The organism is Nannocystis pusilla, assembly GCF_020073745.1.
Taxonomy (GTDB): domain Bacteria; phylum Myxococcota_A; class Polyangia; order Nannocystales; family Nannocystaceae; genus Nannocystis; species Nannocystis radixulma.
Window position 1 is genome coordinate 103,511 of record NZ_JAIRAU010000043.1, and the last position, 12,463, is coordinate 115,973.

Annotated in this window: 7 protein-coding genes; 4 read left to right on the forward strand and 3 right to left on the reverse strand. The window is 72.0% G+C overall.

The features are described 5' to 3' along the window. The first annotated feature begins 3 nt into the window (after positions 1 to 3). On the forward strand, positions 4 to 1,305 hold the full coding sequence (locus K7C98_RS29885) for a reverse transcriptase family protein (RefSeq protein WP_224195207.1): 1,302 nt from the start codon (positions 4 to 6) through the stop codon (positions 1,303 to 1,305). A gap of 100 nt (positions 1,306 to 1,405) precedes the next feature. Here the strand turns inward: K7C98_RS29885 and K7C98_RS29890 are convergent, their stop codons facing one another. Both K7C98_RS29890 and K7C98_RS29895 read right to left on the reverse strand, forming a co-directional pair. Continuing rightward, complete coding sequence (locus K7C98_RS29890) at positions 1,406 to 4,630, reverse strand: protein kinase domain-containing protein (protein WP_224195208.1); 3,225 nt, start codon at positions 4,628 to 4,630, stop codon at positions 1,406 to 1,408. Positions 4,631 to 4,747: 117 nt separating this feature from the next. Then, positions 4,748 to 5,362 (reverse strand): RNA polymerase sigma factor, encoded by a 615-nt coding sequence (locus tag K7C98_RS29895; protein ID WP_224195209.1) that lies wholly within the window; start codon positions 5,360 to 5,362, stop codon positions 4,748 to 4,750. Between the two features lie 196 nt (positions 5,363 to 5,558). Between K7C98_RS29895 and K7C98_RS29900 the strand changes: the two genes are divergently transcribed. Next, positions 5,559 to 6,572 carry an ADYC domain-containing protein gene (locus K7C98_RS29900; RefSeq protein ID WP_224195210.1) on the forward strand — a complete coding sequence of 338 codons (1,014 nt, stop codon included), beginning with the start codon at positions 5,559 to 5,561 and terminating at the stop codon, positions 6,570 to 6,572. Between the two features lie 164 nt (positions 6,573 to 6,736). Here the strand turns inward: K7C98_RS29900 and K7C98_RS29905 are convergent, their stop codons facing one another. Then, the gene (locus K7C98_RS29905) at positions 6,737 to 9,949 is read right to left on the reverse strand and encodes a tetratricopeptide repeat protein (protein WP_224195211.1); all 3,213 of its coding nucleotides are present in this window, start codon (positions 9,947 to 9,949) and stop codon (positions 6,737 to 6,739) included. Between the two features lie 145 nt (positions 9,950 to 10,094). On the opposite strand from K7C98_RS29905, the gene K7C98_RS29910 reads away from it, so the two are divergent. Together K7C98_RS29910 and K7C98_RS29915 are read left to right on the forward strand one after the other, a co-directional pair. Beyond that, positions 10,095 to 10,682: a hypothetical protein gene (locus tag K7C98_RS29910; RefSeq protein WP_224195212.1), complete on the forward strand. Its 588-nt coding sequence runs from the start codon at positions 10,095 to 10,097 to the stop codon at positions 10,680 to 10,682. A gap of 254 nt (positions 10,683 to 10,936) precedes the next feature. After that, positions 10,937 to 12,400, forward strand: coding sequence for a hypothetical protein (locus K7C98_RS29915; RefSeq protein WP_224195213.1), 1,464 nt, complete (start codon positions 10,937 to 10,939; stop codon positions 12,398 to 12,400). Positions 12,401 to 12,463: the final 63 nt, after the last annotated feature.

Consider the following 12,463-nt stretch of genomic DNA (forward strand, 5'->3'; position numbering starts at 1 on the left):
ACCATGGCCACCACCAACCGCATTGATTACAACCGCATGCTCGAGACCTGGCGGGCCGTCGAGTCCGCCGGCGGGCGCGACAAGTACATCGAGGCCCAGCTCAAGGAGAAGGGCTACCTGGTCGAGCGCAAGCCGACCGAGAGCATGAGCAAGGCCGAGCTCGAGCGCTACAAGAAGTCGCTCAAGGACGAGGCGGCCGAGAAGCGCCGGCTCGCCAAGGAGTCGTGGCTCGCCTACAAGGCCGCGCACCTGGTCCACCTCGGCGAGGGCGTGTTCTGGAACGACCAGCTCGACCACGACAAGTGGGACCTGCCCGGCGCCGAGGAGCGCCAGGCGGAGAACGAGCTGCCGAAGCTCGACAAGCCGAAGGAGCTGGCCGAGGCGCTCGGGGTCAGCATCGCCGAGCTGCGCCGCCTGGCCTACCACCGCGACGCGGCGACCAAGCTCAACTACTACCGCTTCGAGATCCCCAAGCGCGACGGCAGCAAGCGGGCGATCTGGGCCCCGCACCGCACGCTCAAGGCGGCCCAGCGGTGGATCTTGCGCGAGGTGGTCGAGCGCCTGCCGGTCCACGGCGCGGCCCACGGGTTCCTCCACGGCCGCTCGACCGCCAGCAACGCGGCGGTCCACCGCGACTCGCAGATCCTGCTGAAGGTCGACCTCAAGGACTTCTTCCCCACGGTCACGCTGCCGCGGGTGAAGGGGGTGTTCCGCAAGGCCGGCTACCGCGAGCAGATCGCGACGCTGCTGGCGCTGCTGTGCACCGAGGCGCCGCGCCACGTCGCCGAGGTCGAGGGCACGACCTACTACCTGTCCCTCGGGCCACGTTGCCTGCCGCAGGGCGCCCCGACCAGCCCGGCGATCACCAACACGCTGTGCCTGCGGCTCGACCGCCGCCTGCAGGGCCTGGCCAAGAAGCACGGCTGGCGATACACGCGCTACGCCGACGACCTCACGTTCAGCCTGCCGAACGACCACAAGGGCAAGCCGCACGTCGGCAGCCTGCTCGGCGGGATCTCCATGATCGCCGCCGCCGAGGGCTTCACCGTCCACCCCGACAAGACCCGCGTGCACCGCTCCGGCGGCCGCCAGCAGGTCACCGGCCTGGTCGTGAACGGCGGGCAGGGCCCCCGCGCGCCCCGCGAGTTCAAGCGCGAGGTCCGGGCCGCCGTGCACAACCTGGCCCACGGCAAGCCGCTGAAGGAAGGCGAGACGCTGTCCAGCCTGGCCGGCCGGATCGCCTACATCTACATGACCGACAAGAAGCTCGGGAAGCAATTGCTCGCCGCGCTGTCGCGCGTGTGAGCGCCGCGCTCGACCTCCGCCGCCTCGGCAGCGACGCCGCTGCCCGGGCGGCGGTCGCCGTCGAGGGGCCGGCCGAAGCGCCGAGCGCCTGGCCTTCGGGTCATGTCGAGTGCGTCGACTGCCAGTCTTCGATGCTGCGGATCTCGGGCGCGAACGCCTCGCCGCGGGCCTCGTAGATGGCGAGCGCCCTGGCGGCCAGCCGGCGCGCCTCGGCCCCGGTCGCGCTGTCGGCGGCGAGCGCCTGCGCCAGGCTGAACTGAGTCTGGGCCAGGTCGGGGTGGTCGGCGTCGAAGTCGGCGAGCGCCAGCGCGGCAGCGCGACGCAGGTGAGACACGCCCTCGTCGGCTCGGCCCTGGGCCAGCTCCGCCTCGCCGAGCAACCGCAGCGTCGCCACGATCTCCGGGCTCGACTCGCCCTGGATCCGCTCGTACAGCGCGAGCGCCTGCTGCAGGGGCTCGCTCGCCTCGCCCGGGGCGCCGAGGCGCAGCTTGGCGTCGCCCGTCATGCGGGCCGCGTCGCCGCACAGCACCGCCATGTCGGGCGCCGCGTCGCCGCACTTTGCGGTCACGCGGGCGAACTGCGGCAGCGCCTCGAGCGGACGATCGAGGTGGACGAGCCACATCTCGCCGAAGCGCATGCGGGCGAGCAGGGCCTCGGGGTGGTCGGCGCCGAAGCGGCGCTCGACGCTGTCGACGATGCCGTCGTAGATCGCCTGCGCCTCGCCGAGCTCGGCCTTCGCCGCGGCGACGTCGCCGAGGCCGTAGATGGCCTCGCGCGCGCTGGTCTCGTCGGGGTCGGTGGCGTTGAAGGCGGTGCGTGCTGCCTCGAACTCGGTCCGGGCCCGCGTGAGTTCGCGTCGCTTCAATGCGACGAGCCCGAGTCGTGTCCGCGCCCACGCGTAGGTCGGCGAGGTGGTCGCCTGCGCTGCTTCCAGCGCGTCGGTGGTGATCGTCAGCAGGGATGCGCCTTCGGACAGGTGGTTCTGCCAGACCAGCGCCGTGCCGAGGTTGAGGCGCACGAGGAGCACGCTCGGGTGGTTGCGACCGAGGAGGCGAGCGCCGAGCTGCAGTGCGTCGGCGTAGTGCTGGGCGGCGTCGGCCTGGTTGCCGAGGAAGGTCGCGAGGTAGCCGAGGTTGTTGTGCGAGTAGGCGTTGAGCACCGAGTCGCCGAGGCCGGCTTCGGCGCGCGAGGACACGGCCGCGAGCATGTGGGAGCGGGCGCCGGCGTAGTCGCCGGCCATCATGTACGCCGCGCCGAGGTTGTTCTCGAACTCGGCGACCAGTTCGACGTCCCCGCGCACGCGGACGTGCAGCGCCTGCGCGAGCTCGAGGTCCCGCAGGGCCTCGCTCGGCTGATTCATGCGAGCGGCCCGCAGGAACATCCGCTTCGACACCGCCTGCGCCGCGGTGCGAGCGTCGTCGGCGGCGAGCGCCGTCCACAGCGCCTGGCTGAAGGCCGCGTCGGCGCCCGGGAAGTCGCCGGCCTCCATCTGCAAGCTGCCCTGGCGCAGCATCAGTTCGCCGCGTAGCGGCGGGTAGTCGATCGCGGAGGCCTCGTCGGCCACCGCCGCGATCGTCGCCAGCCCGGCCTGATAGCGGCCGGCGCCCTCCTGCACGGCGGCGCGCGCCAGCGTCTCGCGCACCGCCTGCACCCGCACACCGGCGCGAGGATCGTCGGGTGGCGCGACGTCGGCGTTGAGCGCCGCGACGTCGCCGCAGCGCTCGATGGGGGGCAGGCTCGACAGCGCCTGCATCGCCTTCTCCATCACCTCGGCGTCGGCCGAGGCGAGCGTGTCGACCAGCCCCGCGAAGCCGGCGCGCCGCTGGTCGAGGCAGGCCGTGCGCAGGTCGAACAGGTGGTCCGACTGGTGGCCGGACGCGTGGGTCGTACACGCCTCCTCGCGCATGGCGATCCACCGGCTCGCGTAGGCGTCGAGCTGCGGCTGGACCTGCGACCAGGTGTCGCGCGCGTACGCGACACCGCTGGCCGACATGGCCGAACGGACAGCTTCGCTGCGCTCGCTGTTCCACACCCCGGCGAGCTCGTCGGCCGCGCTGCCGCACAGCGGCGCGCCCGCGGCCGGCTGCTGCAGCGCCGCCAGGCCGAAGCCGGCCGCGCCGACGAACCCGGCGAACGCGGTCGAGGCGAACACGCGGCGGCGCTGGGCCTCGGGATCGCGCTCGAGCTCGGCCAGCAGCGCGTTCATCGACGGGTGGCGCTGCTCCCCGGCGACGGCGAGGCCGCGCACCAGCGCCTTGTAGATCCGCCCCGGCACGCCCGACCCGGGCGGGGCCGCGGCGACGCGGCCGACGATCGCGTCGCCGATGAGGCTCGCCAGCGACTCGGTCGAGAACGGGTGGCGCCTGTACACGCCCTCGAACAGCGAGACGCAGAACGCGAACTGGTCGCTGGCCGCGGTGGCCGGCCGGCCCTCGTGCTGCTCCGGGGCCATGTACGCCGGCGTCCCCATGATCGCGCCGGTCTGCGTCAGCGACGACTGGAGCGGCAGCCCGGCCGACTCGCCGCTCTTCGCGGTGATCAGCAGCTCGTCGCTGCCGGCGTGCTCGACGGCGCGGGCGAGGCCGAAGTCGAGGACCTTGACCGCGCCGTCGTCACCGACGAGCACGTTGTGCGGCTTGAAGTCGCGGTGGATGATGCCCGCGGCGTGGGCCGCCGCCAGGCCGCGACCCGCCTGCACGAACGCCGCGAGGACCTCGCGCCACGAGCGGTCGCGCCGGCGCATCCACGCGTCGAGGCTCATGCCGCGCACGAACTCCATCGCCACGAACAGCTGGCCGTCGTGCTCGGCGACCTCGTGCACGGTGACGATGTTGGGGTGCGACAGGCGAGCCATCGCCTGCGCCTCGCGGTGCAGGCGCTTGTAGCCGACCGCGTCGGTGCGGGTGGTCTCGTCGCGCAGGACCTTGAGCGCGACCTTGCGGTCGAGCTGCGGATCGTAGGCGGTGTAGACGACGCCCATGCCGCCCTCGCCGAGGCGATCGAGCACGGTGTAGCGGCTGATCTTGAGCGGGGTGCTGCGAGTGCGGAACAGCTTGCCCTTGATCAGGGCCTTCATGCGCTGCTCGTCGTCGCCGTCGGCGAGCAGCGCCAGCTTGCCGGGTGGGGCCGCGGAGATGTGCGTCTCGAGCAGGCCGATGTCGGCGTTCGACGGCGGCTCCGCGTCTGCGTCGTCGTCCGCGCTCGACTCGCCGATGCGCGTCTCCTGGAAGGCGATCCGCGCCCGTGAACGAGCCGGTGGCGCGGACAAATGTCCATCGGCCGAGATGGCCGTCTGCTCGAGGCTGATGTCTTTGTCGGCGGTCACGACGGGGACGCGGCGAAGAGGGACCATCTCCCCGGATCAGTGTCCGAGGGCCGTCCGGCAATTGCGCCATTCGTGTTTGCGCGATCGCCGCAACGGCAAATCGCGGCAGAACGGCATTCAGCGCGGCTTCAGGGCCGAACGCAGGTGCTGCGCCCAGCTGTCGAGGTCGGTGACGGTGCTCTGCAGGAGCTGAGGGGTATCGGCGAGCGCGGCGAGCTGGGCCTCGAGGAGCTGCTTGGCGCGACGGATCCGCGTGCGGGCGGTGCCCTCGGGCACCTCGAGCACGTCCGCGATCTCTTTCGCGGTCATCTGCTCCCAGTAATACAGCTCCAAAATGAGCTGACTCTCGAGCGGGATGTGCCGCAGAGCCTGCAGCAGCAGCCGGGTCTCCTGCGCCTGCGCCATGAGGGTCGTCGGCGTCGGGCCGAGGTCCTCGACCGAGTTCTCGTCGGGCTGGAAGCGTTCGCCGTCGCGACGCTTGCCGCGGTAATGCTCATAGAGCACGTTGCGGGCGATGCCGTACAAATAGCAGTGGAAGCTGGTGCCCTCGCGCATGCGAGACTTTGTTTCCAGCAGGATGAGGAACGTGCGCTGGATGAGGTCGGCGGCCCCGTCGCCGGCCTTGGAGCGGAAGAAGCGAGCGAGCCCCTCGTAGTAGTGCTCGAAGAGCTGCTCGCCGGCGTCCTCATCACCTCGCCGCCAGGACTCGAGGAGCTGCTGATCGTCAGGCATCGGCGTCGACATCATACCCCACCGTGAGTGCACGAGGGGGCCCCGGCGGATCGCCAAATTCGGCGCGTCTGCAAGCGCTGGCGCACGAAATCGGGTCGTGGCGCGCGGAAAAAATTTGCCGCGGACGCAATTGTTCGACCGTCCAGGATCACCTGTAAGGAGAATGCGAAAGCGAAGCCCCACAACGGAGCGTATGATGTCCCGCACCAATCTCTTCCTCGCCCTCGCCCTGGCCGTTTCGGCCGCTTCTGCCTGTGACGAGGCCCTTGACAACGAGTTCGGCGCCGAAGACGACGACATCGCGTTCCGCCCCGGTGGCTTCGGAGCGGGCGGCTTGCTGCTCAACACCAACGCGCTCGGAGATCACCCGCTCCACGAGATCAACCGCCTCGGCAAGCTGCACGAGAACGTCCAGCTGATCGCGGTCTACATCAAGCAGACGTACAAGAACCAGGTCACCTGGATCAAGCTCGACGAGCAGTGGTCGGAGAAGGGCCAGCTCCACGGCCGTTACAAGGACGTCATCTACAAGGGCGACCAGTTCAAGGGTTCGCGCTGGGAGCTCGCCACCTACGGCGGCGGCGCCGTCAAGCGCACGATGTACATCCACGCGTACCGCTTCGACGAGGTCGACGGCAATCACAAGTACGTGTTCGGCTACCCGAAGGACGCGGGCTACGGGGCGAACTTCTACACCAAGAAGGTCCAGTACATCAAAGAGACCGCGCTGGCGGCCGCCTGCGGCAACGTCAACGGCGAGGGCATCGAGGCGGTGGTGTACGAGAACCTCCGCGTCGACATGGGCAGCGGCTACGTCAAGGAGACGCCGGATCTGATCAACATCGCCTGTCTCGACGGCGGCATCGGCAAGGCCGCGCTGTGGGGCTACCGCCCGTGGGACATCGGCTACTACGAGTTCATGGGCGCCATCCGCACGATCCGCGCCGACTACTGCGGCGACGGCGACTCGTGGACCCGGTCGGGCACGGCGATCGACCTCGAGGACAAGTGGGGCTACAACACGTTCTTCGACCCGACGCTCAAGACCGAGGCGTTCTTCGGGCCCAAGGGCGCCGCCTGCGTCACCCGCCCGCGCCGCCCCGAGTTCCAGCTCACCGGCGTCCAGTGCAGCGGCTATGCCCTGCCGGACTGCAAGGACGCCAAGCTCGGCGACGTCTCCGACGGCTACTTCTGGACCAAGACCCCCTGAACGCGCCTCGCAGCGCCGTCCTCCGGGCCGGGTCGATCCGGTGATCGACCCGGCCTGTTTTTATGTCACATCGGACATGTCTCTGAGACCATGTATTATGATAGATCTCAGGGAGACAATGCGCATAGTGGCCGATCCGGGCGCGGGTCGCGCGGGCCGGGCCATCAGCGCTTGCCCTGTCTCTTGAGCCAGGCGTCGAGCGGCGCGATCGCCTGCGGGTCGGCGTTGGGATCGCGGGCGTAGTTGTCGCGCGCGGCGGTCGCGAGGTCGATCGCCCGCGCGCGCCGGTCGGCCGGGAGGGCCCGCGCGAGCAGGAATTGGGCCTCGGCGCGGTCGCTGGCGGCGACGTCGGCGGTGGCGTCGCGGATCGCCACGGCCCGCTCGGCGTGCTCGACGGCGGCGGCGTCGCCGACCTCGACCTCGACCCGGGCGAGGGTGACGAGGGCGGTGGCGACGTCGGGGTGGTCGGGCCCGAGGGCGCGGACCAGGATCTCGAGCGCGCGCCGCAGCAGCGCCAGGCCGTCCTGCGGCCGACCGCTGCGGGCGGTGGCGTCGCCGAGGTTGAGCAGGGTGGCGGCGACGTCGGGGTGGTCGGGCCCGAGCGCCTTCTCGCGGATCTGGCGGGCGCGCCCGAGAGTGGCGAGCGCCTGCCGCAGGTGACCGGCGGCCGCCTGGGCCTCGCCGAGGTTGTCGAGGGTGTGGCCGATCGCCGGGTCGTCGGGCGCGAGGGTCTTCTCGCGGATCTGCAGCGCCCGCTCGTAGTAGCGGATGCTCTCGGCCAGGCCGTCCGGCGCGCTCGAGTTGCGCAGCACGAAGCCGAGGTTGGTCAGCGAGTAGGCCAGCTCGGGGTGCTCCGGCCCGAGCACGCGCTCCTGGATCGCCCGCGCGGCCTCGTAGTGCTCGTAGGCGCGGTCGAGGTCGCCGAGCACGATCTCGGCGTTGCCGAGGTTCATCAGGGCGCCGGCGGTGCGCGGATGGTCGGGCCCCAGCGCGGCGCTGCGGATGGCGACCGCGCGGGCGTAGTGGTCGCGGGCGGCCCGGTAGTCGGCGGTGGCCGAGAACAGCGCCCCGAGGCTGGTCTCGGTGTTGCCGAGGTCGGGGTGGTCGGGCCCGAGCACGCGTGTCCGCGAGGCCAGGGCCTGCTCGAGCGCCTCGCGGGCCTCGGCGTAGCGGCCGCGGGCGCGGTCGTTGTCGCCGAGGTCGTTGAGCGCCGAGGCGACGTCCGGGTGGTCGGGCCCCAGCGCCTCGCGCCGGATCGCCAGCGCCGCCTGGAAGTGACGGTCGGCCGCCTCGAACTCGCCGCGCGAGTAGGCGGCCTTGCCGAGCGTGGTGTCGACGTTGGCCCGCTCGAGCTGACGGCCGACGTCGCCGCCGCTGTCGCCGAGCAGCGCGAGCGCGCGGGTGGCCAGCTCGGTGGTCTCGACCGCGTCGCCCTGGTTGAGGCGGATCCGCGCCAGGGCGGTGAGGAACCTGGCCTGAAGGACAGGGTCGGAGCCGTCCCACGCGAGCGCCGCCTCGGCCGCCAGGCGCAAGCCGAGCGCCCGCTCGGCCTGGGCCTGGCGGCTGCCGATGCTGTCGATCAGCTGGATCCACGCCTCGGCGGCGGCGCGCGGGTGGCGGCCCTCGGCGGCGGCCCGGATAGTGTCGGCGTAGGCGGCCTCGGCCTCACGTGCCCTCCCGGACATGGCCTCGAGGTCACCCAGCGCGAGCAGGGCCTCGGCCAGCAGCGGGGCGTAGGCGAGGGCGCGGGCCTCGACCACCACCGCCTGGACCTGCGACAGGCCGGCGCCGTACTGGCCGGAGCGGGCCTCGGCGCGGGCGGCGTCGAGGCGCTCGCGCAGCTGCGAGGTCGGGGCGCGGGCGGCCGGCGGCGGCGGCGGGACGGCGCTGCTGGTCAGCAGGTCCTCCTCGTTGCAGTCGCCGACGTCGCCGAGCCCGGCGACGACGTTGACGGCGCGCTCGACGACCTGGCGGTCGGCGCGGGCCAGCACGTCGACCGCCGAGCGCAGCTCGCCGAACCGGCGCGCCAGGCAGGCGCTCTTGAGGTGCGCGACCTCGTCGCTGACGGCGAGCCCCTCCTGCGCGGCGCGGCAGGCGGCCGTCTGCGCCGAGGCCCACGTCGCGGCGTAGACGTCGAGCACGCCCTCGACGCGGCGGAACGTCTCGGCCGTGAACGCGGGGTCGCCCGCGGCGGCGAAGGCCGCCTGGACCTGCTGCTTGCGCGCGGGGTCCCACACGCCCTGCAATTGATCGCGGGCCGCGTCGCACACCGCCTCGCTCTCGGCCCGCAGCTGGGCCCAGCCGGCCGCGCCGAGGGCCACCGCCGCGGCGGCCCCGACGGCCAGGATCCACCGCTTCCGCTGCGAGCTGGGGTCGCGCGCGAGGTCGTCGAGGAGGGCGGCGATCGAGGGGTAGCGGCCCTCGGGGTCGACGGCGAGGCCGCGCAGGAGGATCTTGCGCAGCCACGGGGGCACGCGGGCGTACGACTCGCGCGGGGCCTCGGCGACGTCGCCGGACAGCACCGCGTTGGCGAGGCTGACCAGGCTGTCGCCGTAGAACGGCGGGTTGCCGTAGAGCGCCTCGTAGAGGGCGACGCAGAAGCTGAACTGGTCGGTGCGGGCGTCGGTGGCCTCGCCGAGGTGCTGCTCGGGCGACATGTACGCGGGCGTGCCGAGGATCGCGCCGACCTGGGTGAGGGCGGTGTTGAGGGACACGGTGCCGCCGGTGGTCGGCCGCTCGGGGATCGGTCGCTCGCCGTCCTCGGTCTGCTTGGCGAGCCCGAAGTCGAGGACCTGCGCGCGGCCCTTGTCGGACACCAGCACGTTGTCGGGCTTGAAGTCGCGGTGGACCAGGCCGGCCTCGTGCGCGGCCTGCAGCCCGCGCCCGGCCTGGGTGAACACGGCGATGACCTCTTGCCGGGTGCGCGGGCGGGCGCGCAGCCACTGCTTGAGCGTGCCGCCCTCGACGAACTCCATGGCGATGAAGATGCGCTCGTCGTACTTGCCGACGTCGTGCACGGCGACGACGTTGGGGTGGTGCAGGCGGGCCATCGCCTGGGCCTCGCGCAGCAGCCGCTCCTGGCCGTCGATCTTGCTCTGGGTCGCGCCGCTGGCCGACACCGCCTCGGGGTGCAGCAGCTTGAGCGCGACCTTGCGGTCGAGCTGTGGGTCGTAGGCGGCGTAGACGACGCCCATGCCGCCGGAGCCGAGCGGGCTGAGGACGACGTAACGGCCGACCAGGTGGCCGTGCTGGATCTGCCGGTCCCCCGACACCTGGCGGCTGTCGCCGCCGCCGCCGTGGGTCTCGGCCCGGGTGTCGACCAGGCTCTGCGGCCGCTTCGGCTGCGCCGGTCCGGCCAGCGTGCGGTCGAAGCTCACGCTCGCATGCGTCGGGCGGCTCGGTTCCTTGGACTCCAACGGGCCGGCAGTGTACCATCCGGCCCGCCGAGGACGCTTGAGCGAGGCGCACGAGCCCAACGCACCGCAGCTCGCTCCAGAAGCCGCCGGACGCGCGCTCCGGTGCGTGCTGGAGGCCCTCGCGTCGCTCGCGGACGTCGACGCGACGACGGCGGCGGACGCCGCGGTGCAGGCGCTGCAGCGTCACCTGGGCCTCGCGGCGACCGGCGAGATCACGCCCGCGTTGCTGGAGCGGGCGCAGGCGGCCGCGCGGGCGGTCCACGCCGGGGCCGAGGTCGGAGCGGCGGAGGCCGCCGAGGCCGCGGCGGGGCTGTACGAGCAGATCGCCGGCGACCGCGAGCGCGAGGTCGAGGCCGCCCGGGCGCGTCAGCCTCCGCGTCCGACCTGCCTCACCGAGGAAGAGGTCGGGGCCTCGCGGCTGGCCGAGGCCCGCTGCGCCCTCGAGGCCGCCGGTCACTGGCGCCGCGCCGCCGCGTCCGCCGGCGCCGATGCCCTCGCGCTCGCGCTGCGGGCCGCCTCGGCGCGCGCACGGGCCCGGCGGGCGGCGGCCGCGGCTGGCCCTTGGTTCAGGTCGGCGGCAGCGGGTCACCTCGCCAGCGGCGATCGCCTGCAGGGGTCGCGCGCGCTCGAGGGGGCGCTCAAGGCCGCGGCGCTGCTCGCCGAGGCGACCGAGCCGCGTGAGCCGTCGCCTTGACGTGGCTTTGACGACATGTCCCCCTGGACATGCCCGAACGGCCAGAAATCGGCGCCCCCGGGGCTCGCCGCGAGCGTGCGCGCGCTCGCGCCGCCCGCCTGCAAAGGCCGCGGGAGCACCCGTCGGCGACGGTGTAAATGCGGATTTTAACCGTAAATTGACGATGCATTGACGTGGCCGCGTGGTGTCGGGTCACGGTGGCGGCGGGAGGGCGGCGGTAGGAAGTCGGGGTCTTTTTGCATAAGATGCCGCCGATGCAGCACCTCTCTTCTCGACGCGCTGGCTCGCCTGCGTTGTGGGCCGCGTTCGCGTCGGTCCTCGGCTGTTCGGCCGTCTCGAGTGTCGACTACGCGCCCTGCTCGAGCAGCGCCGACTGTCGCAACGCGTTCGGGCTCGGCTACGTGTGCGGCGCGGAGGAGCTGTGCGAGAAGAGCGAGGCGCTCGAGCGCTGCGAGGGCGTGTATCCGGTCGACCTGCTCAAGGCGCCGGAGAAGTACCGCGACGTGATCGTGCTCGGCTCGCTGTTCGACCACACCAAGACCACCGGCGACACGATCCTCGTCAACTCGGCGACGCTGGCGGTGATGGAGGCGAACATGAGCGAGCTGGGCGACCGCAGCTTCGCCATCGTCCACTGCGACTACCAGGAGAACCCGCAGCTCGACGATCTCGAGGCGGAGGACGCCGCGATCGCCGGCGCGAAGTATCTGGTCGACGTGCTGGGCACGCCGGCGATCATCGGCCCCGGCACCTCGGGCCTGGCGGAGGCGGTGTACAAGGAGCTGGCCAAGTCGGAGCACGCCGAGCGCACGCTGATCGTCTCGCCGTCGGCCACCAGCCCCAGCCTCACCGACATCGACCCCGACCGGCCGGGGCTGTTCTGGCGCACCGCGCCGCCCGACTCGGTGCTCGGCGCCAAGCTGGCCAAGTACATGCAGGACGAGGCCGTCACCAGGGCGGTGGTGGTCTACGAGGGCAACACCTACGGCAAGGGCCTGGCGATCGAGCTGCAGAAGAGCTTCAAGGGCGTCGAGCTCGACGAGTACCGGGACCCGAGCGAGATCCCGCTGAAGGTCGTCGAGATCGCCAGCGCCAACCCGACGCCCGCCAACTTCGCCATCGTGTTCATCGCCTCCGACGTCGCCCAGGTGACGAGCTTCCTCAACGCGGCCGGGTCCGACGACTTCTACGCCGACCCCGAGGTCAAGCTCTTCTTCGGCGACGCGGCCTTCAACGTCGACGTGATCACGCAGACGCAGAGCAAGGCCGCGGCGATCTACGGCAACGTCCGCGGCGTGTTCCCCGGCGAGCCGACCCAGCGCGAGGTCTACAAGTTCTTCCGCACCACCTACGACGCGACCTTCCCGGAGAAGGCGATGGACGCGTCGTACGCGTCGCACACCTACGACGCGACCTGGCTGGCGATCTATGGCGCGGCCTGGGCCTACTTCCAGAACGACGGCGAGATCGTGGGCCCGGCGATGGCCGAGGGCCTGACCAAGATCAGCGCCGGCGAGACCTACGACATCGTGTCGACGACCTGGAACGGCATCAAGACCGCCTTCAAGGCCAAGCGCAGCATCAACGTCAGCGGCGCCTCGGGCGAGCTGGACTACGACCCCGTGACCGAGGAGACCACGGCTCCCGTGATCCGCTGGACGATCGTCGACGACGGCGCGGGGGGCTGGGAATTCAAGACGGTGCAGGAGGAGATGTGAGTTGTGCGCCGGGCACGTCCGCAATCGCTGGCTCCATGCCGGACGACGTGCAGGGCGTCCTGG